At 60.9% G+C, this 19,739-nt stretch carries 17 protein-coding genes; 10 read left to right on the top strand and 7 right to left on the bottom strand.

Annotated elements, in window-relative coordinates; genetic code table 11:
• Positions 1 to 69: 69 nt before the first annotated feature.
• On the bottom strand, positions 70 to 2,520 hold the full coding sequence (locus CAF74_RS11080; RefSeq protein ID WP_085746386.1) for a glycogen/starch/alpha-glucan phosphorylase: 2,451 nt from the start codon (positions 2,518 to 2,520) through the stop codon (positions 70 to 72).
• A gap of 258 nt (positions 2,521 to 2,778) precedes the next feature.
• Here CAF74_RS11080 and CAF74_RS11075 point away from each other — a divergent pair, with 258 nt between their 5' ends.
• On the top strand, positions 2,779 to 3,216 hold the full coding sequence (locus tag CAF74_RS11075) for a YkgJ family cysteine cluster protein (protein WP_007952500.1): 438 nt from the start codon (positions 2,779 to 2,781) through the stop codon (positions 3,214 to 3,216).
• Positions 3,217 to 3,514: 298 nt separating this feature from the next.
• Here the strand turns inward: CAF74_RS11075 and typA are convergent, their stop codons facing one another.
• Positions 3,515 to 5,335, bottom strand: a complete 1,821-nt coding sequence (gene typA / locus CAF74_RS11070; RefSeq protein WP_007952502.1) for a translational GTPase TypA — start codon at positions 5,333 to 5,335, stop codon at positions 3,515 to 3,517.
• Between the two features lie 139 nt (positions 5,336 to 5,474).
• Entirely contained in the window at positions 5,475 to 6,929 is a 1,455-nt protein-coding gene (thiI, locus tag CAF74_RS11065) for a tRNA uracil 4-sulfurtransferase ThiI (RefSeq protein WP_085746385.1), read from the bottom strand.
• A 327-nt stretch (positions 6,930 to 7,256) separates the two neighbouring features.
• Here thiI and glnA point away from each other — a divergent pair, with 327 nt between their 5' ends.
• The 5 genes from glnA to ntrC all read left to right on the top strand — a co-directional run bounded on the left by glnA (position 7,257) and on the right by ntrC (position 12,684).
• Positions 7,257 to 8,663 (top strand): glutamate--ammonia ligase, encoded by a 1,407-nt coding sequence (glnA, locus tag CAF74_RS11055; protein ID WP_011332032.1) that lies wholly within the window; start codon positions 7,257 to 7,259, stop codon positions 8,661 to 8,663.
• A 142-nt stretch (positions 8,664 to 8,805) separates the two neighbouring features.
• Positions 8,806 to 9,315, top strand: coding sequence for a DUF4124 domain-containing protein (locus CAF74_RS11050; protein WP_085746383.1), 510 nt, complete (start codon positions 8,806 to 8,808; stop codon positions 9,313 to 9,315).
• Positions 9,312 to 9,935, top strand: coding sequence for a DUF4124 domain-containing protein (locus tag CAF74_RS11045; RefSeq protein ID WP_085746382.1), 624 nt, complete (start codon positions 9,312 to 9,314; stop codon positions 9,933 to 9,935). Before CAF74_RS11050 ends, CAF74_RS11045 begins: the two co-directional genes overlap by 4 nt.
• 230 nt (positions 9,936 to 10,165) lie before the next feature.
• Complete coding sequence (gene glnL, locus CAF74_RS11040) at positions 10,166 to 11,251, top strand: nitrogen regulation protein NR(II) (protein ID WP_007952516.1); 1,086 nt, start codon at positions 10,166 to 10,168, stop codon at positions 11,249 to 11,251.
• Entirely contained in the window at positions 11,248 to 12,684 is a 1,437-nt protein-coding gene (gene ntrC / locus CAF74_RS11035; RefSeq protein ID WP_007952518.1) for a nitrogen regulation protein NR(I), read from the top strand. Before glnL ends, ntrC begins: the two co-directional genes overlap by 4 nt.
• Before the next feature lie 410 nt (positions 12,685 to 13,094).
• Here ntrC and CAF74_RS11030 read toward each other — a convergent pair whose 3' ends face one another.
• Entirely contained in the window at positions 13,095 to 13,535 is a 441-nt protein-coding gene (locus CAF74_RS11030; protein ID WP_085746381.1) for a hypothetical protein, read from the bottom strand.
• On the opposite strand from CAF74_RS11030, the gene CAF74_RS11025 reads away from it, so the two are divergent.
• Positions 13,534 to 13,989: a tRNA (cytidine(34)-2'-O)-methyltransferase gene (locus tag CAF74_RS11025; RefSeq protein WP_007952520.1), complete on the top strand. Its 456-nt coding sequence runs from the start codon at positions 13,534 to 13,536 to the stop codon at positions 13,987 to 13,989. The two genes, CAF74_RS11030 and CAF74_RS11025, sit on opposite strands and share 2 nt — an antisense overlap.
• A 66-nt stretch (positions 13,990 to 14,055) precedes the next feature.
• Here the strand turns inward: CAF74_RS11025 and secB are convergent, their stop codons facing one another.
• The 3 genes from secB to CAF74_RS11010 are packed head-to-tail and all read right to left on the bottom strand — an operon-like array spanning position 14,056 to position 15,264.
• Positions 14,056 to 14,541: a protein-export chaperone SecB gene (gene secB, locus CAF74_RS11020; RefSeq protein ID WP_007909233.1), complete on the bottom strand. Its 486-nt coding sequence runs from the start codon at positions 14,539 to 14,541 to the stop codon at positions 14,056 to 14,058.
• Between the two features lie 53 nt (positions 14,542 to 14,594).
• Positions 14,595 to 14,849 carry a glutaredoxin 3 gene (grxC, locus tag CAF74_RS11015; RefSeq protein ID WP_007952522.1) on the bottom strand — a complete coding sequence of 85 codons (255 nt, stop codon included), beginning with the start codon at positions 14,847 to 14,849 and terminating at the stop codon, positions 14,595 to 14,597.
• Between the two features lies 1 nt (position 14,850).
• Positions 14,851 to 15,264, bottom strand: coding sequence for a rhodanese-like domain-containing protein (locus CAF74_RS11010; protein WP_007952524.1), 414 nt, complete (start codon positions 15,262 to 15,264; stop codon positions 14,851 to 14,853).
• A 152-nt stretch (positions 15,265 to 15,416) separates the two neighbouring features.
• On the opposite strand from CAF74_RS11010, the gene gpmI reads away from it, so the two are divergent.
• The 3 genes from gpmI (at position 15,417) to CAF74_RS10995 (ending at position 19,737) form a co-directional block, all read left to right on the top strand.
• Positions 15,417 to 16,943 (top strand): 2,3-bisphosphoglycerate-independent phosphoglycerate mutase, encoded by a 1,527-nt coding sequence (gene gpmI, locus CAF74_RS11005; protein ID WP_085746380.1) that lies wholly within the window; start codon positions 15,417 to 15,419, stop codon positions 16,941 to 16,943.
• Between the two features lie 136 nt (positions 16,944 to 17,079).
• Positions 17,080 to 18,384: a murein hydrolase activator EnvC gene (locus CAF74_RS11000; protein ID WP_085746379.1), complete on the top strand. Its 1,305-nt coding sequence runs from the start codon at positions 17,080 to 17,082 to the stop codon at positions 18,382 to 18,384.
• Between the two features lie 33 nt (positions 18,385 to 18,417).
• Positions 18,418 to 19,737 carry a S41 family peptidase gene (locus tag CAF74_RS10995; RefSeq protein WP_085654441.1) on the top strand — a complete coding sequence of 440 codons (1,320 nt, stop codon included), beginning with the start codon at positions 18,418 to 18,420 and terminating at the stop codon, positions 19,735 to 19,737.
• Positions 19,738 to 19,739 lie beyond the last annotated feature (2 nt).

Raw genomic sequence — 19,739 nt, 5'->3', positions numbered from 1 at the left:
GGAACCAAGGCTCAGTATATCGGCCCGGCCCAACAATCGTGGGGCCGGGCGCACATTTGTCGCTAAAAGTTACTCGAGTGCCTTCCAGATATCCGTGGCGTACTCGCGGATTGTCCGGTCGGAGGAGAACCAGCCCATACGCGAGGTGTTCAGCACCGCCGAACGCCACCAGTTGTTGGCGTCGTGCCAATGCGCATCGACACGCATCTGCGCCTCCCAGTAGGAGTCGAAATCGGCGCAAACGAAGAACCGGTCGTAATCCACCAGCGAATCGATCAGCCCGGTGTAGCGCGACGTGTCGTCCGGCGAGAACACCCCGCTGCGGATCGCCTGCAACACATCGTTGAGGCGATGGGACGCGGCAATGTCCGGCACCGCGCTGAACTCGTGGTTCTGCTTGCGCGCCTCGACCTGCTGGGCGCTGAGACCGAAGATGAACATGTGCTCGGCGCCGATGTTTTCGCACATTTCCACGTTGGCACCGTCGAGGGTGCCGATGGTCAGCGCACCGTTCAGGCCGAACTTCATGTTGCTGGTGCCCGAGGCCTCGAAACCGGCGGTGGAGATCTGCTCCGACAGGTCCGCTGCTGGAATGATGCTCTCCGCCAGGCTGACGTTGTAGTTGGGCAGGAACACCACTTTGAGCAGACCGCGCACGGTCGGATCGTTGTTCACCACCCGGGCGATGTCGTTGGTCAGCTTGATGATCAGCTTGGCCTGGTGATAACTCGCCGCGGCTTTGCCGGCGAAGATTTTCACCCTCGGCACCCAGTCGATTTCCGGCTCGGCGCGGATCGCCTGATACAGCGCGACGGTGTGCATCAGGTTGAGCAGTTGGCGTTTGTATTCGTGGATCCGTTTGACCTGCACGTCGAACATCGCCGCCGGGTTGACCGCGATCCCCAGCCGTTCATGGATCAGATAGGCGAGGGCTTTTTTGCTGTGCAACCGTTGCTCGGCGAAGGCTTTACGGAAGGCGGGTTTCTCGGCGAACGGTTCAAGATCGAGCAGTCGCTGTTCGGGGTTATCCAGAACATCCGCGCCGAGGGAATCGACCAGCATCGACGTCAATTCCGGGTTGGCTTGGTACAGCCAGCGGCGGAAGGTGATGCCGTTGGTTTTGTTGTTGATCCGCTCCGGATACAGCTTGTGCAGTTCGGCGAACACGGTTTTGCGCATCAGCTGCGTGTGCAGCCCGGACACGCCGTTGACGCTGTGGGAACCGAGAAACGCGAGATTGCCCATGCGCACCCGGCGGCCGTTGTCTTCCTCGATCAGCGACACCGCGCGCAGCACGTCGAAATCGTGGATGCCCTTGGCCCGCAGCGAATCGATGTGCTGGGCGTTGATCAGGTAAATGATCTGCATGTGCCGCGGCAGCATGCGCTCCATCAGCCCCACCGGCCAGGTTTCCAGCGCTTCGGGCAGCAGTGTGTGGTTGGTGTACGACAGCGTGTCGACGGTGACTTGCCACGCCGCGTCCCAGGCCACGTCGTAGACGTCGACCAGTTGGCGCATCAGTTCGGCGACGGCAATCGAGGGGTGGGTGTCGTTGAGCTGGATCGCCGCGTGATCGCCGAGGGTCAGCACCGAGGTGTGCATGTTGCGATGACGGCGCAGCAAGTCCTGAAGCGACGCAGCGACGAAGAAGTATTCCTGACGCAGGCGCAGTTCCTGCCCGGCTTCAGTGCTGTCCGCCGGGTAGAGCACGCGGGAGATACTCTCGGCCCGGGCCACTTCGGCGACGGCGCCCAGGTGGTCACCGGCGTTGAAGCGCTCCAGATGCAGGTCCTCCATCGCCCGCGCCCGCCACAGGCGCAAGGTGTTGACGCTCGCCCCGCGCCAGCCGACCACCGGGGTGTCGTAGGCAATCGCCCGGACGGTTTCCGCCGGGTGCCAGACTTGCCGGGACTTGCCGCTGGCGTCGGTGACGGTCTCGACGCTGCCGCCAAAGCCGATCGGATAGACCACCTCTGGCCGCTCGAACTCCCAGGGGTTGCCGAAATCCAGCCAGTGCTCGGTCTGTTCCTGTTGCCAACCGTCGACAATCGCCTGACGGAACAACCCGTGCTCATAACGAATGCCGTAGCCGTGGCCAGCGATACCGAGGGTCGACATGCTTTCCATGAAGCACGCCGCCAATCGTCCGAGGCCACCGTTGCCCAGCGCCGCATCCGGCTCCAGGATGCGGATGCGCTCCAGATCGACGCCCAGCTCGGTCAAGGCTTCACGGGCGACGTCCAGCAAACCGAGGTTGCTCAGGCTGTCGTAGAGCAAACGGCCGATGAGGAATTCCAGCGAGAGGTAATACACCCGCTTCTGGCCTTTGCGGTAGATCTGCCGGGTATGGTCCATCCAGTGCTCGACCATGTGATCGCGCGCCGCCAGGGCGATGGCTTCGAACCAGTCATGGTCGAAGGCGTGATCCGGGTCTTTGCCCACCGCGTAGGTGAGTTTGGTCAGGACGGCGTCGCGGAATGCGGCCACCTCTGCTTCGCGAACTAGTGGTTCTTGAGTCATCGATAGGACCTCGAGCGAGCGGGGAGTTGTCAGAGCCTAGACGGTCTGACCGACGGTAAGGGCTCTGGTTCGGCAGTTTTTACCGAGAGTGTGAGATCGACCGGCAATACTCTGGCGAATGCCTCAATGAATGCAGGGGCCGTGCCGAATTGTCGGACGATGCGGGTGCATGAAGAAAAAATCTGGCGAAAGGTTGTTCAAAAATCCACCAGTCCCGGTATGATCGCGCGCCCTGATGCACACGCCTGGTAACCACCGATGATGAAGCCCAACCTGATCGCCGCAGCCGAGATCGACCGTCTCGATACCTGGGCCAAATATTCGGCCCCGATGTGCGGCTCGTGCGTTTCCAGCTGCTGCACGCTGCCGGTCGAGGTCAAGATCAAGGATCTGGTGCGCATCGGTGTGGTCGACGAGTTCGAACTGGGCGACCCGCCGAAGAACATCGCCAAGCGTCTGCAAAAGGAAGGTCTGGTCGAGCGCTTCAACCAGAAGTCGGGGATCTTCACCCTGCAGCGCATGAGCAACAACGATTGCTACTACCTGGATCGTAAGAGCCGCCTGTGCACCATTTATGACAAGCGCCCTGACACCTGCCGCAACCACCCGAAGATCGGCCCGCGCCCGGGGTACTGCGCGTACAAGCCGAAGGAAGTGGAGCGGGTGCAGAATTCGCGGTCGATCGAACGCTTCTAAAAGCCGACCCTCACTCCAACCCTCGAACCTCGCCCCCTCACCCCAGCCCTCTCCCGGAGGGAGAGGGAGCCGACCGAGGTCGTCTTGCGTCATACATCGACCTGAAACAACCAGTCGATTATGGATTCGGTAAATCCCGATCAGGTCGGCGTACTTCTTGAGCATCCCCCAATCGGTCCCCTCTCCCTCCGGGAGAGGGTTAGGGTGAGGGGGCTTTTGAGGTTCAGCACTTTTCCCAGGACAAACAAAAACGCCCCCGGTCTCTCGACCGGGGGCGTTTTTTCAAGCCTGGGCTAAATTACGCCTTGGCTTTCTTGGCAGCGCGGGTACGCTCGCTTTCGTCCAGGATCTTCTTGCGAAGACGGATGGACTTAGGCGTAACTTCGCACAGCTCGTCTTCCTGGATGTATTCCAGAGCCTGTTCCAGGGTGAAGCGAACAGGTGGGACCAGAGCGATGGTTTCGTCTTTACCCGAAGCACGCATGTTGTCGAGCTTCTTGCCTTTGGTCGGGTTCACACCCAGGTCGTTGTCGCGGGAGTTCTGACCAACGATCTGACCGTTGTAGATCTCCTGGCCGTGTTCTACGAACAGCTTGCCACGAGCCTGCAGGGTTTCCAGGGAGTAGGTCAGTGCCTTGCCGGTTTCAACCGAAACCAGAACGCCGTTCTGACGGCCGGACATGTGGCCCGACTTCACTGGAGCGTAACGGTCGAAGATCGAGGTCAGGATGCCAGCACCGTTGGTCAGGGTCAGGAACTGGTTACGGAAACCGATCAGACCGCGAGCAGGGATGTTGTATTCCAGACGAACACGGCCTTTGCCATCCGGCACCATGTTGCTCAGGTCGCCTTTACGCAGACCCATTTCTTCCATGACCTTGCCCTGGGATTCTTCAGGGATGTCGATGGTTACGTTTTCGAACGGTTCCTGCTTCACGCCGTCAACTTCACGGATGATCACTTCAGGACGGCCCAGGGCCAGCTCGAAGCCTTCGCGACGCATGGTTTCGATCAGTACCGAGAGGTGCAGCTCACCACGGCCGGATACCTTGAACTTGTCAGCCGAGTCGCCTTCTTCAACGCGCAGTGCAACGTTGTACAGCAGCTCTTTGTCCAGACGATCCTTGATGTTACGGGAGGTCACGAACTTGCCTTCTTTACCGCAGAATGGCGAGTCGTTTACCTGGAAGGTCATGGAAACGGTTGGCTCGTCAACGGTCAGAGGCTTCATCGCCTCGACGTTGTTGATGTCGCACAGGGTGTCGGAGATGAACAGCTCGTCGAAACCGCTGATGCAGACGATGTCGCCAGCTGCAGCTTCTTCAACGTCAACGCGGTGCAGACCGTGGTGACCCATCAGCTTCAGGATACGACCGTTGCGGCGCTTGCCGTCGGCGCTGATAGCAACAACCGGAGTGTTCGGCTTGACGCGACCACGAGCGATACGGCCAACACCGATAACACCCAGGAAGCTGTTGTAGTCCAGAGCGGAGATCTGCATCTGGAACGGACCGTCACGGTCAACAGCCGGAGGCGGAACGTGGTCGACTACCGCCTGGTACAGCGCGGTCATGTCTTCGCCCATGGCGGTGTGGTCCAGACCGGCGATGCCGTTCAGGGCCGAAGCGTAAACAACCTGGAAGTCCAGTTGTTCTTCGGTAGCGCCCAGGTTGTCGAACAGATCGAAGATCTGATCCAGAACCCAGTCAGGACGCGCGCCCGGACGGTCAACCTTGTTGATGACCACGATTGGACGCAGGCCGGCTTCGAAAGCCTTCTTGGTCACGAAACGGGTTTGCGGCATAGGGCCGTCTTGGGCGTCGACCAGCAGCAGCACGGAGTCAACCATGGACATTACGCGCTCGACTTCGCCACCGAAGTCGGCGTGGCCCGGGGTGTCCACGATGTTGATGTGGTAGCCGTTCCAGTTGATGGCGGTGTTTTTCGCCAGAATGGTAATGCCGCGCTCTTTTTCCTGGTCGTTGGAGTCCATCACGCGCTCGTCGTTGAGCTCGTTGCGCTCCAGGGTGCCGGATTGACGCAGGAGTTTGTCTACCAGGGTGGTCTTACCATGGTCAACGTGGGCAATGATGGCGATGTTGCGTAGATTTTCGATCACTTGTGTATCTCGATCAGAGGATTCGGTTTGCTGACAAGTCTTGGCAGCGATTGACAGTAGTGTCCGGCATGGCCGTTACAGCTTGACGGCGGTGTCGGGGGGCCGGTGACGCAGGCCACAGGCAAACAGCCCCGGGCACTTAGCTCGGTCGATAAACGCGCACATTGGCATGCCCCTCACTGAGCAAATGGTGGGCATGCAGGCGACTCATCACGCCTTTGTCGCAATACAGCAGGTACTGGCGAGTAGGGTCCAGTTCCTTGAAACGAGCGTTCACTGCGTAGAACGGCATCGTCTGTACCTCTATGCCGGCGAGTTCCAGCGGGTCATCCTCGGCGGCATCCGGGTGACGGATGTCGATGACGATCTGACCGGCCAGCGCTTCGCTGACTTCTTCGATCTGCAAATCCTGGCCCAATTCGTCGATCACCCGATCGATCGGCACCAGTCTGGCGTTTGCGAGCGCACGCTCGAGCACCGCCATGTCGAATTCCTGCTCTTCGTGCTCGACCCGGCCACGCTTGGCGGCGGTCTTCGGGTTGACCGAGATGACGCCGCAGTATTCCGGCATGTGCCGGGCGAAATCACCGGTACCGATCTGGTCGGCCGTGTCGATGATGTCCTGCTTGTGGGCGACGATCAGCGGTCGCAGCACCAGCTTGTCGGTGACGCAATCGATGACCGACAGGTTCGGCAGCGTCTGGCTCGACACCTGGGAAATCGCTTCACCGGTGACCAGCGCATCGATGTGCAGGCGTTCGGCAATGTTCGACGCCGCGCGCAACATCATACGCTTCAATACGACGCCCATATGACTGTCGTCGACCTTGCCGAGAATTTCGCCCAAGACTTCTTCGAACGGAACACTGACAAATAGCACGCGTTGCGAGCTGCCGTACTTCTTCCAGATGAAATGCGCGACTTCCATTACGCCCAATTCGTGGGCACGACCGCCCAGATTGAAGAAGCAGAAGTGCGTCATCAGGCCGCGACGAAGGATCTGGTACGCGGCTACCGTCGAGTCAAAGCCGCCGGACATCAACACCAGCGTCTGCTCCAGCGCACCGAGCGGGTAGCCGCCGATGCCATTGTGCTGGCTGTGGATCACGAACAACCGTTTGTCGCGAACTTCGATGCGGACTTCGATTTCCGGCTGTTTCAGGTCGATTCCGGCAGCGCCGCACTCACGGCGCAGCTTGCTGCCGACGTATTTTTCGACGTCCATCGAGCTGAACGCATGCTTGCCCGCACGCTTGCAGCGCACCGAAAAAATTTTCCCGGCCAGCGCATCGCCGTAGTGCTGCTTGCACTTCTCGGTGATGTCGTCGAAGTCACCCAGCGGGTACTCGTCGATCTGCAGAAAGTGCGCGATGCCCGGCATGCAGGTCAGGCGTTCGCCCATCTCTTTCAGGGCCTTGGGGTCGGTGACGCGGGTTTCCAGCTCGAGATTGTCCCACACACCGTTCACCACCACGGCCGGGTCCAGGTCGCGGAGCACGGTGCGGATGTTCTTGGCCAGCTGGCGGATGAATTTCGTCCGGACAGGTCGGCTTTTGATGGTGATCTCGGGGAAGACTTTTACGATTAGTTTCATGAAAACAGCGCGCGCAGGGCCAGCCGAAAAAGGGGGGCGCGGATTATAGCGGAAATTGCTCAAGGTTTAACCAGTTAATGTGCAGAAGGTTTTGCGCGCACCAAAACGGGTCATTTTTCGATTTGAGCGCTACATTAAAGGGCGAGATTTTCGCCTTTAAGGCGCTTTCGACCTTTAGAAGCGTGAATTTGGGGCAAAAAACCCATGCTGGGGCACTGGCATGCAATTTGCTCCCTTGTGAGGCAGGTTGCCTTGGCAGAGTATTCGCGCCGGCATCACCACTATTAAGGGCATCCACTACCCGCCCTAATTCACCCGGAGGACACTATGTCGAAGTCGGTTCAACTCATCAAAGATCATGACGTCAAGTGGATTGATCTGCGCTTCACGGACACCAAAGGCACTCAGCACCACGTGACCATGCCGGCTCGCGATGCGCTGGAAGACGACTTCTTCGAAGTTGGCAAGATGTTCGACGGTTCCTCCATCGCTGGCTGGAAAGGCATCGAAGCCTCCGACATGATCCTGCTGCCGGACGACGAAACCGCCGTTCTGGACCCGTTCACCGAAGAGCCAACCCTGATCCTGGTCTGCGACATCATCGAACCTTCGACCATGCAAGGTTACGATCGCGACCCGCGCGCCATCGCCCGCCGCGCCGAGGAATACCTGAAGACCACCGGTATCGGTGACACCGTATTCGCCGGTCCAGAGCCTGAGTTCTTCATCTTCGACGAAGTGAAGTTCAAGTCCGACATCTCCGGCTCGATGTTCAAGATCTACTCCGAGCAAGGCTCGTGGATGTCCGACCAGGACGTGGAAGGCGGCAACAAAGGCCACCGTCCAGGCGTGAAAGGTGGCTACTTCCCGGTTCCGCCGTTCGACCACGACCACGAAATCCGTACCTCCATGTGCAACGCACTGGAAGAAATGGGCCTGACCGTTGAAGTTCACCACCACGAAGTGGCAACTGCCGGCCAGAACGAAATCGGCGTCAAGTTCAACACCCTGGTGAAGAAAGCCGACGAAACCCAGACCCTGAAATACGTTGTACACAACGTTGCCGACGCCTACGGCCGCACCGCGACCTTCATGCCGAAGCCGCTGTACGGCGACAACGGTTCGGGCATGCACGTTCACATGTCCATCTCCAAAGATGGCAAGAACACCTTCGCGGGTGAAGGTTATGCCGGCCTGTCCGACACCGCCCTGTACTTCATCGGCGGCATCATCAAGCACGGTAAGGCCCTGAACGGCTTCACCAACCCGGCCACCAACTCCTACAAGCGTCTGGTGCCAGGCTTCGAAGCTCCAGTGATGCTGGCCTACTCGGCTCGCAACCGTTCCGCCTCGATCCGTATTCCTTACGTCAACAGCCCTAAAGGCCGTCGTATCGAAGCCCGCTTCCCGGATCCGGCTGCCAACCCGTACCTGGCTTTCGCAGCACTGCTGATGGCCGGTCTGGACGGTATCCAGAACAAGATCCACCCAGGCGATGCTGCCGACAAGAACCTGTACGACCTGCCGCCTGAAGAGGCGAAAGAGATCCCGCAAGTTTGCGGCAGCCTGAAAGAAGCCCTGGAAGAGCTGGACAAGGGCCGCGCGTTCCTGACCAAGGGCGGCGTGTTCTCCGACGACTTCATCGACGCTTACATCGCGCTGAAATCCGAAGAAGAAATCAAGGTCCGCACCTTCGTACACCCACTGGAATATGAGCTGTACTACAGCTGCTGATCCGGTAGCGCCGCGCTACGCGGCGTGACAAAAAGAGGCCTCCTTCGGGAGGCCTTTTTTATGGCCGGATGTTTTCCATCCGAGCCTTCGCCGTTCCACTGTCCTATGCTGCATCCCATCGTTTTCGTTTCCGGTCGATTTCATGGGTCGCACCCTTCTCTATATTCTGCTGTTGATCGCCCTGCCCGCCGCCGCGCAGATCTACAAGTACACCGACGCCAGCGGCAACACGGTGTACAGCGATCACGCGCCGGACGGCGTGCAGGCGCAGCCGGTGGAGTTGCCGCCGCTCAACAGCGTCCAGCCGCAGGCACCGAGTGCGCCCTCTTCAGACACGCCCAGTCGCGAGCCTGCGCGCAATGCCTATGAAGTGCTGGAGCTGACCGGCCTGCCCACCGAGGAGGCCCTGCGCGCCAACAACGGCACGTTCACGGTCAGCGTGCTGATCAAGCCGCGCCTGCAACCGCCGCATCAATTGCGTCTGCTGCTGGACGACGCGCCTTATGGCCAGCCGAGCAACGTGCCGATCCTGCAACTGGTAAACGTTGACCGGGGCGAGCATCGGCTGGCGGTGCAGGTGATCAACGGCGAGGCGATCGTTCAGCAGAGTCCTGCGGTGGTGTTCACCGTGCAGCGGGTGCACAAGCCATGACGCGGGGATTGATTGCCCTGTGCCTGTTTCTGATCGCGTTTGGCGCATCGGCCGAGGTGTTCACTTACATCGACGCCCAGGGCAATCGTGTCTATACGGACCAACCGCACGGCAACGCCAAGCGTGTGCCGCTGGCCACCAGCAATCGCATGGCCTCGAATCCGAGCGCCGCTGCACCGGTCACACCGTCGAAGAAATCAGCAGAGCCGCCACTGTTCCACTACGACATGCTGCGCGTGCTGATCCCCGAGCCGGACGCAACCATTCGCAGCAGCGCCGGTGAGCTGATCGTCAGCGTCACCAGCGAACCGGGCCTGCAAAGAGGTCACCTGTATCGCCTGCTGCTGGATGGTCAGGCCGTCGGCGAACCCGGTCTGAGCCCGGTGTTCCCGCTGAGCAACATCGATCGTGGCAGCCACAACCTGTCGGTCGAGATCCTCGACGCTCAGGGCCGAACCGTGGAGAAAACCGCCAACCAGCCGTTCCACATGCAGCGCATTTCCCTGGCACAGAAACGTCAGGTCAAACCCTGCGTCAGCGCCGACTACGGCGTGCGCCCGGAATGCCCACTGAAAGACAAACCCGCCGAACCGAAAAATCCTTTCCTGCGTTTCTTCTGACGTCGTTCAGCTTTGCGCACTATATTGGTGCAATACGCTGCACCGTACTCACATTCCAACCCATTTTGGTTCGAAAGTACCCGCCAGAGCGGTTTGACTGCCACGCAAACGAGCGTCAAACGCCCGTTTCAGGGGTTGAACGCTTCTTTTCGGAGCCTTGGTTTGGTTTTTGCATTTTCCTCGCATCAGCGCTGTATCCCTGCGCGCGCCATGCTCCAAAAGAGGTCCTCATGACCATCAGTGACGCACTGCATCGCTTGCTACTCGACAACCTGACCACCGCCACCATCCTGCTCGACAGCGAATTGCGCCTCGAGTACATGAACCCGGCGGCGGAGATGCTGCTGGCCATCAGCGGCCAGCGCAGCCATGGGCAGTTCATCAGCGAGCTGTTCACCGAGTCAACCGAGGCGCTCAATTCGTTGCGCCAGGCGGTGGAGCAGGCGCACCCGTTCACCAAGCGCGAAGCGATGCTCACTGCCCTCACCGGCCAGACCCTGACCGTGGATTACGCGGTGACGCCGATCCTCAGCAACGGCGCGACCCTGCTTTTGCTGGAAGTCCATCCTCGTGACCGCCTGTTGCGGATCACCAAGGAAGAGGCCCAGTTGTCGAAGCAGGAAACCAGCAAGATGCTGGTGCGCGGCCTGGCCCACGAGATCAAGAATCCGCTGGGCGGCATCCGCGGTGCCGCGCAGTTGCTGGCCCGGGAACTGCCGGAAGACAGCCTGCGCGACTACACCAACGTGATCATCGAAGAGGCCGACCGCCTGCGCAATCTGGTCGACCGCATGCTCGGCTCGAACAAACTGCCGTCGCTGGCCCTGTGCAATGTCCACGAAGTGCTGGAGCGCGTCTGCCAATTGGTCGAAGCCGAAAGCCAGGGCTGCATCACGCTGGTGCGCGATTACGACCCGAGCATCCCCGACGTCCTGATCGACCGCGAACAAATGATTCAGGCGGTGCTGAACATTGTGCGCAACGCGATGCAGGCCATCAGCAGCCAGAACGAGCTGCGCCTGGGCCGCATCAGCTTGCGCACCCGCGCCATGCGACAGTTCACCATCGGCCACGTCCGCCATCGTCTGGTGACCAAGATCGAGATCATCGACAACGGCCCCGGCATTCCGGCGGAACTCCAGGAAACCATCTTCTTTCCCATGGTCAGCGGCCGTCCGGACGGTACCGGGCTGGGCCTGGCCATCACCCAGAACATCATCAGCCAGCACCAGGGCCTGATCGAGTGTGACAGCCATCCAGGCCACACCACGTTCTCGATCTTTCTGCCACTGGAACAAGGAGCCACATCGACATGAGCCGTAGTGAAACCGTGTGGATCGTCGATGACGACCGTTCTATCCGTTGGGTTCTGGAAAAAGCCCTGCAACAGGAAGGCATGACCACCCAGAGCTTCGACAGTGCCGATGGCGTGATGAGCCGCCTCGCGCGCCAGCAGCCGGACGTGATCATCTCCGACATCCGCATGCCCGGCGCCAGCGGCCTGGACCTGCTGGCGCGGATCCGCGAGCAGCACCCGCGGCTGCCGGTGATCATCATGACCGCTCACTCCGATCTGGATAGCGCTGTCGCCTCCTATCAGGGCGGCGCGTTCGAGTACCTGCCCAAGCCGTTCGATGTCGACGAAGCGGTGTCGCTGGTCAAACGCGCCAATCAGCATGCTCAGGAACAACAGGGCCTGGAAGTCGCCCCGACCCTGACTCGCACCCCGGAAATCATCGGCGAAGCGCCGGCGATGCAGGAAGTGTTTCGCGCCATCGGGCGCTTGAGCCACTCCAACATCACCGTGCTGATCAACGGCGAATCCGGCACCGGTAAAGAACTGGTGGCCCACGCCCTGCACCGCCACAGCCCGCGCGCGGCCTCGCCGTTCATCGCGCTGAACATGGCGGCGATTCCGAAAGACTTGATGGAATCCGAGCTGTTCGGCCACGAGAAAGGCGCCTTCACCGGCGCGGCCAACCTGCGTCGCGGCCGTTTCGAACAGGCCGACGGCGGCACGCTGTTCCTCGATGAGATCGGGGACATGCCGGCGGACACCCAGACCCGACTGCTGCGGGTACTGGCCGATGGCGAGTTCTATCGTGTTGGCGGGCATGTGCCGGTCAAGGTCGATGTGCGGATCATCGCCGCAACGCACCAGAATCTGGAAACCCTGGTTCACGCCGGGAAATTCCGTGAGGACTTGTTCCACCGCCTCAACGTGATCCGCATCCATATTCCGCGCCTGTCGGACCGTCGCGAAGACATCCCGACCCTGGCCAAGCACTTCCTCAGCCGCGCTGCGCAAGAACTGGCGGTGGAGCCGAAGCTGCTGAAAAGCGAGACCGAGGAATACCTGAAAAACCTGCCGTGGCCAGGCAACGTGCGTCAGCTGGAAAACACCTGCCGCTGGATCACCGTGATGGCGTCCGGGCGCGAGGTGCACATCAGCGACCTGCCGCCGGAATTGCTGAGCCTGCCGCAGGACTCGGCGCCAGTCACCAACTGGGAACAGGCGCTGCGTCAGTGGGCCGATCAGGCCCTGGCGCGCGGTCAGTCGAGCCTGCTCGACAGCGCGGTACCGGCGTTCGAGCGGATCATGATCGAGACAGCACTGAAGCACACTGCCGGGCGTCGTCGTGACGCTGCGGTGCTGCTGGGCTGGGGCCGCAACACCTTGACCCGCAAGATCAAGGAGCTCGGCATGAAGGTCGATGGCGGGGATGACGATGAGGGCGATGAAGGCTGAGATTCAGCGCCAGCCTGCACCGCCGCAAGGCACCGTGACCCTTAATCGGGCACAGCCACTGGCTCAGGCTTGCACTGTAAACCGTTGAAAATCCCATCCTGTGAAAAGACGAAGGCCCCGTATTACGGGGCCTTCGTCGCTGTGCCGGGCTTTTTTGTTTCAAAACGCGAAAACCTGGCACGCCCCCTGCAATAACTCCTACAGGTGATTCGATTCACCCACCCTTTCGGGGGCCTTGGTACAGGCAGGCCGGGGATTCCCCTCTTTACACAGGACTCGATGAGTCCACCCTTTTGGGGCCCTTGATACAGGCAGGTCAGGGGTTCCTTCTTTACACCGGCTCAGAACGCGATGCGATGAGCCCGCCCGTTTCGGGAACCTTGGTACAGGCAGGCCGGGGATTCCCTCTTTTATTGCTCCCGGAGATGGATCTCCAGCCGCCAGCGGTCATCGACCGCCTGGCCGGCCCAGTCGCCGTGCAGCGGCCGCGCCGCCACCAGCGTCAGCAACAATCCCCCGTCACTCAACCGCGTCCGCCAGTTCACGTCCTTGCCGTTGAACTTGAGCTGACCTTTCTGCGCCTTGCCTTCGGCCTCGAACAGCAACGCGAGGCTGCCATCGACGATCTCGCCGTGCAGCTTCGGCTCGTTGTTGAACCAGACCGCCAGACCGCCATCGATCACCTCGACCTGCTGCAAGACGGTTGGATCTGGAGTGGTCAAACGGCCGATCATCATCCCGACCATCACACCGACGATCGCCAGCGATGCCATCACCCGCGGGAATAGTTTCGAACGCGGATCCGCTTGCGGCGTAGAATGCGCGTCATCTTTACCTTCGGAGCCGTGCATGTTTCACGTCATCCTTTTTCAACCGGAAATTCCGCCGAACACCGGCAACGTTATCAGGCTGTGCGCCAACAGCGGCTGCCACCTGCATTTGATCGAACCGCTGGGCTTCGAGATGGACGACAAGCGCCTGCGCCGCGCCGGTCTCGACTACCACGAGTATGCCACTTTGCAGCGCCATGCCGACCTCGCCAGCTGCCTGGAAAGCCTCGGTCATCCACGGCTGTTCGCCTTCACCACCAAGGGTTCGCGGCCGTTTCACGATGCCGCGTTCGTCCCGGGCGATGCGTTCATCTTCGGCCCGGAAAGCCGTGGCCTGCCGCCGGAAGTGCTCGACGCCCTGCCCGGCGAACAGCGCCTGCGCCTGCCGATGCGTGAAGGCTGCCGCAGCCTGAACCTGTCCAACACCGTGGCAGTGGCCGTGTACGAAGCGTGGCGGCAGAACGACTTCAAGTAATGCCACTCGATCGCCCAAGAAAAAAGCGCCTGTAACGGCGCTTTTTTTCGTTGTTGCATCGACCGCTTACTGAACGGTCGGGGTCTCGCCGGATTCCTGCATGCGCTGCAGCTCTTGCGCGTACAGGGCGTCGAAGTTCACCGGGGCCAGCATCAGGGCCGGGAACGAACCGCGGGTCACCAGGCTGTCCAGGGTTTCGCGAGCGTACGGGAACAGGATGTTCGGGCAGAACGCACCCAGGGTGTGGCTCATGGAAGCCGCGTCCAGGTTCTTGATCAGGAAGATACCGGCCTGTTGCACTTCAGCGATGAAGGCCACTTCTTCACCGTTTTTCACGGTGACGGACAGGGTCAGCACGACTTCGTAGAAATCACCTTCCAGGGCTTTCTGGCGGGTGTTCAGATCCAGAGCGACCGCCGGATCCCACTGCTGGCGAAAGATCGCCGGGCTTTTCGGGGCTTCGAAGGACAGGTCTCGTACGTAGATGCGCTGCAAGGAGAATTGCGGTGCGGTTTCTTCTTCGCTGGCTGCAGTGTTCTGTTGGTCAGTCATCTCAGATCCTTTCTGATCTTGGGTCTTTTAGGGTTCTTTACGTTTGCAGCAGGTCAGGCCTTGAGCAGCGCGTCGAGCTTGCCGGCGCGCTCCAGGGCATACAAATCATCACATCCGCCGACGTGGGTGTCGCCGATCCAGATCTGCGGCACGGACGTGCGTCCGGCCTTCTGGGCCATGGCGGCGCGCACCTGCGGCTTGCCATCGACCTTGATCTCTTCGAAGGCCACGCCTTTGTTCGCGAGCAGGTACTTGGCGCGCGAGCAGTAAGGGCAGTAATCGCTGGAGTAGACGATGACGTCGCTCATGTCACTTCACCAACGGCAGGTTGTCGCCTTTCCAGCTGGAAATCCCGCCGGACAGCTTGGCGGCGGTGAAGCCGGCCTTCATCAGTTCGCGGGCGTGGGTGCCGGCGGTCTGGCCGAGGGCGTCGACCAGAATGATGGTCTTGGCCTTGTGTTTTTCCAGCTCGCCGATGCGGGCGGCCAGTTTGTCCTGGGGAATGTTCACCGCGCCAACGATGTGACCGGCGGCGTAGTCCTTGCTCGGACGGATGTCCACCACCACGCCGGCTTCCTTGTTGACCAGAGCGGTCAGCTCGCCCGTGCTCAGGCTTTTACCGCCGCCCTGCACCGTATGCGCCAGCAGCAAAGCCAGCAGTACGACGAAGATACCGACAAGAATGTAGTGGTTAGTGGCAAATTCAATCAGGTGAGCAACCATCGAAGGAGGTTCCAGGGCGTTAAAATGTCGGCCAGTATACACAGCCACTATGGTCGGCCAAACCCCGTCCGGCGGTGACGCCGCCGGAACTTCGCTTTAAACTCCAACTCCCTTTTCCATCGCCCTCTTCTTATTAGCCACGAGTGGATTCCATGACTACCACGCCTAAACCTTTGGTCCTGATGATTCTCGACGGCTTCGGTCACAGCGACAGCCCCGAATCCAACGCCGTCTATGCGGCCAAAAAGCCTGTGCTGGATCGCCTGTGGGCCACCGTGCCGAACGGCTTGATCTCGGGCAGCGGCATGGACGTCGGTCTGCCGGACGGCCAGATGGGCAACTCTGAAGTCGGCCACATGAACCTCGGCGCCGGCCGCGTGGTGTATCAGGACTTCACGCGCGTGACCAAAGCGATCCGCGACGGCGAGTTCTTCGAGAACCCGACCATCTGCGCCGCCGTGGACAAGGCCGTGGCCGCCGGCAAGGCCGTGCATTTCATGGGCCTGCTCTCGGATGGCGGCGTTCACAGCCATCAGGATCACCTGATCGCGATGGCCGAACTGGCCTTCAAGCGCGGCGCCGAAAAAATCTACCTGCACGCCTTCCTCGATGGCCGTGACACCCCGCCGAAAAGCGCCGCTTCGTCGATCGAACTGCTCGACGCGACCTTCCAGGCGCTCGGCAAGGGCCGCATCGCCAGCCTGATCGGCCGCTACTACGCCATGGATCGCGACAACCGTTGGGATCGCGTGTCCCAGGCCTACAACCTGATCGTTGATGGCAATGGCGAATTCAACGCTGCCACCGCCCAGGAAGGTCTGGAAGCCGCTTACGCCCGTGGCGAGAGCGACGAATTCGTCAAAGCCACCAGCATCGGTGAGCCGGTGAAGGTCGAAGACGGCGACGCCGTGGTGTTCATGAACTTCCGCGCCGACCGCGCCCGCGAGCTGAGCCGCGTGTTTGTCGAAGACGGTTTCAAGGAATTCGAGCGCGCGCGCCAGCCGCAAGTGCAGTACGTGGGCCTGACCCAATATGCCGCCAGCATCCCGGCCCCCGCCGCCTTTGCCCCGGGCAGCCTGGAAAACGTGCTCGGCGACTATCTGGCGAAAAACGGCAAGACCCAGCTGCGCATCGCCGAAACCGAGAAATACGCCCACGTGACCTTCTTCTTCTCCGGCGGTCGTGAAGAGCCGTTCCCGGGCGAAGAGCGCATCCTGATCCCGTCGCCGAAAGTCGCCACCTATGACTTGCAGCCGGAAATGAGCGCGCCGGAAGTCACCGACCGCATCGTCGAGGCCATCGAGAACCAGCGCTACGACGTGATCGTGGTCAACTACGCCAACGGCGACATGGTCGGCCATAGCGGCGTGTTCGAAGCCGCGGTGAAAGCCGTGGAGTGCCTGGACACCTGCGTGGGTCGCATCGTCGAAGCACTGGAAAAAGTCGGCGGCGAAGCGCTGATCACCGCCGACCACGGCAACGTCGAGCAGATGGCCGACGAATCCACCGGGCAAGCCCACACCGCGCACACCACCGAGCCGGTGCCGTTCATCTATGTCGGCAAGCGTGACCTGAAAGTCCGCGAAGGCGGCGTGCTGGCGGACGTGGCGCCGACCATGCTGAAACTGCTGGGTCTGGAAAAACCGGCGGAAATGACTGGCACTTCGATTCTGGTCTGATATCAAAAACGCCCTGTAATCAGCCTGAAACGGCTTTTTATGACGAACGCCTCAAAGCAGTTGGCTTTGAGGCGTTTTTTTTGCCGCGTCGGGCGGGCATACTAGGCCGTCCCTTACCCTGGTGCCACCCGCCCCTATGCTTCGCGTCCTGATCGCCCTCGCTCTGACATGCCTGCTCCAACCGGCCTTCGCGGATGAGCGCGCGCAAACCCAACAGCAACTGGACGCCACGCGCCAGGACATCGCCGAGCTGAAAAAACTGCTGGGCAAGCTCCAGGAAGAAAAATCCGGCGTGCAAAAGGAGCTCAAGGGCACCGAAACCGAGATGGGCAAGCTCGAGAAACAGGTCGAAGCCCTGCAGAAAGAGCTGAAGAAGAGCGAATCCGAGCTGCAGCGGCTCGATGCGGAGAAAAAAAAACTCCAGAGCGCGCGCACTGAACAGCAGCGACTGATCGCCATCCAGGCCCGCGCCGCCTACCAGAACGGTCGCCAGGAATACCTCAAGCTGTTGCTCAACCAGCAGAATCCCGAGAAATTCGCCCGCACCCTCACCTATTACGACTACCTGAGCCAGGCTCGCCTGGAGCAGCTTAAAAGCTTCAACGAAACCCTGCGCCAACTGGCCAACGTCGAAAAAGACATCGGCGTGCAGCAGGCGCAGTTGCTGGCGCAGCAAAGCGATCTCGACACTCAGCGCGAAGCGCTCGACAAGGTCCGCAAGGAGCGCCAGCAGGCCCTTGCCAAACTCAATGACGACGTGAAAGCCCGGGACCAGAAACTGGCCGCCCGCGAGCAGGATCAGGCAGACCTGTCTAAAGTCCTTAAAACCATTGAAGAAACCCTGGCCCGCCAGGCTCGTGAGGCAGAAGAAGCGCGGCAGAAAGCGCTCATCGCCCAGCAGGAAGCCGAAAAAAAGCGCTTGCGTGAGGCCCAGGCCCGCGCCGATGCGGACTCGGACACCAGCGACGCCCCGCGAAAACAAGCCAGACCCACACCTGGCGCGCTGGTTTCCAGCAGCGGCGAGACCTTCGGTGGCCCGTTTGCGTCAAGTCGGGGAAAACTTCCATGGCCGGTTGATGGTCGACTGCTGGCACGCTTCGGTGAAACCCGTGGCGACGATGCCCGCACCAAGTGGGACGGCGTGATGATCAGCGCCTCCGCCGGCAGCCAGGTGCATGCCGTACACGGCGGGCGCGTGGTGTTTGCCGACTGGCTGCGCGGTGCCGGGCTGCTGGTGATCCTTGATCACGGCAACGGTTTTCTGAGTCTTTACGGTCACAACCAGACGCTGCTCAAGTCGGCGGGTGACGTGGTAAAAGCCGGTGAGTCCATTTCCACTGTGGGTAATAGTGGCGGTCAGGACACACCAGCGCTGTATTTCGCAATTCGTCAGCAGGGTCACCCGAGTGATCCGGCGCAATGGTGCCGCGCGCAAGGATAGGCGTGAGTTACCGATATTAGGAGTTCGTTCGACATGCTGCATTTGTCCCGTCTTACCTCGCTGGCTCTGACGATCGCCCTGGTGATCGGCGCGCCTCTGGCGTTTGCCGCTCAACCGGCCCCGGCTGTCGCTCCGGCAGGCACTGCCGCCACCAGCAAGGCGCCGTTGCCGCTGGAAGAGCTGCGCACCTTTGCCGAGGTCATGGACCGGATCAAGGCGGCCTACGTCGAGCCGGTGGACGACAAGACCCTGCTGGAAAACGCGATCAAGGGCATGCTCAGCAACCTCGATCCGCACTCCGCCTACCTCGGCCCTGAAGACTTTGCCGAGTTGCAGGAAAGCACCAGCGGCGAATTCGGCGGCCTGGGCATCGAAGTCGGCGCCGAGGACGGCTTCATCAAGGTCGTGTCGCCGATCGACGATACGCCAGCATCGAAGGCCGGCATCCAGGCCGGCGACTTCATCGTCAAGATCAACGGCGCGCCGACCCGCGGCCAGACCATGACCGAAGCCGTGGACAAGATGCGCGGCAAGATCGGCCAGAAGATCACCCTGACCCTGGTCCGCGACGGCGGTACGCCGTTCGATGTAACCCTGGCTCGCGCCGTGATCCAGGTGAAGAGCGTCAAGGCGCAACTGCTGGAATCGGGCTACGGCCTGATCCGCATCACCCAGTTCCAGGTCAAGACCGGCGAAGAGGTCTCCAAAGCCCTGGCCAAGCTGCGCAAGGACAACGGCAAGAAGCTCAACGGCATCATCCTTGACCTGCGCAACAACCCGGGCGGCGTGTTGCAGGCAGCGGTCGAAGTGGTCGACCACTTCATCACCAAAGGCCTGATCGTCTACACCAAGGGCCGGATCGCCAATTCCGAACTGCGCTTCTCCGCCACCGGCAAGGACGAAAGCGAAGCGGTGCCGATGGTCGTGCTGATCAACGGTGGCAGTGCCTCGGCCTCGGAAATCGTCGCCGGCGCCCTGCAGGACCAGAAACGCGCCGTGGTCATGGGCACCACCAGTTTCGGCAAGGGCTCGGTGCAGACCGTGCTGCCGCTGAACAACGACCGCGCACTGAAGATCACCACCGCTTTGTACTTCACGCCGAACGGCCGCTCGATCCAGGCCCAGGGCATTGTTCCGGACATCGAAGTACGCAAGGCCAAGATCACCAACGAAGCGGACGGCGACTACTTCAAGGAAGCCGACCTGCAAGGTCACCTGGGCAACGGCAACGGCGGCGCGGACAAACCGACCGGTTCCGGCGGCAAGGCCAAGGCGATGCCGCAGGATGACGATTACCAGCTGGCCCAGGCCCTGAGCCTGCTCAAAGGCCTGAGCATCACGTCCGGCCGTTGAGG

The organism is Pseudomonas sp. R45(2017), assembly GCF_002112305.1.
In the GTDB taxonomy this organism is placed as follows: Bacteria; Pseudomonadota; Gammaproteobacteria; order Pseudomonadales; family Pseudomonadaceae; genus Aquipseudomonas; species Aquipseudomonas paraglycinae.
Note: the sequence above shows the minus strand (reverse complement) of the source record. Positions and strands in the feature narration are given on the sequence as shown.

Bases quoted from the DNA above. Each gene is read 5' to 3' on its own strand.
- CAF74_RS11080 (WP_085746386.1), bottom strand. From the start codon at position 2,520: ATGACTCAAGAACCACTAGTTCGCGAAGCAGAGGTGGCCGCATTCCGC.
- CAF74_RS11075 (WP_007952500.1), top strand. From the start codon at position 2,779: ATGATGAAGCCCAACCTGATCGCCGCAGCCGAGATCGACCGTCTCGAT.
- thiI (WP_085746385.1), bottom strand. From the start codon at position 6,929: ATGAAACTAATCGTAAAAGTCTTCCCCGAGATCACCATCAAAAGCCGA.
- glnA (WP_011332032.1), top strand. From the start codon at position 7,257: ATGTCGAAGTCGGTTCAACTCATCAAAGATCATGACGTCAAGTGGATT.
- CAF74_RS11050 (WP_085746383.1), top strand. From the start codon at position 8,806: ATGGGTCGCACCCTTCTCTATATTCTGCTGTTGATCGCCCTGCCCGCC.
- CAF74_RS11045 (WP_085746382.1), top strand. From the start codon at position 9,312: ATGACGCGGGGATTGATTGCCCTGTGCCTGTTTCTGATCGCGTTTGGC.
- glnL (WP_007952516.1), top strand. From the start codon at position 10,166: ATGACCATCAGTGACGCACTGCATCGCTTGCTACTCGACAACCTGACC.
- ntrC (WP_007952518.1), top strand. From the start codon at position 11,248: ATGAGCCGTAGTGAAACCGTGTGGATCGTCGATGACGACCGTTCTATC.
- CAF74_RS11025 (WP_007952520.1), top strand. From the start codon at position 13,534: ATGTTTCACGTCATCCTTTTTCAACCGGAAATTCCGCCGAACACCGGC.
- CAF74_RS11030 (WP_085746381.1), bottom strand. From the start codon at position 13,535: ATGCACGGCTCCGAAGGTAAAGATGACGCGCATTCTACGCCGCAAGCG.
- secB (WP_007909233.1), bottom strand. From the start codon at position 14,541: ATGACTGACCAACAGAACACTGCAGCCAGCGAAGAAGAAACCGCACCG.
- grxC (WP_007952522.1), bottom strand. From the start codon at position 14,849: ATGAGCGACGTCATCGTCTACTCCAGCGATTACTGCCCTTACTGCTCG.
- CAF74_RS11010 (WP_007952524.1), bottom strand. From the start codon at position 15,264: ATGGTTGCTCACCTGATTGAATTTGCCACTAACCACTACATTCTTGTC.
- gpmI (WP_085746380.1), top strand. From the start codon at position 15,417: ATGACTACCACGCCTAAACCTTTGGTCCTGATGATTCTCGACGGCTTC.
- CAF74_RS11000 (WP_085746379.1), top strand. From the start codon at position 17,080: ATGCTTCGCGTCCTGATCGCCCTCGCTCTGACATGCCTGCTCCAACCG.
- CAF74_RS10995 (WP_085654441.1), top strand. From the start codon at position 18,418: ATGCTGCATTTGTCCCGTCTTACCTCGCTGGCTCTGACGATCGCCCTG.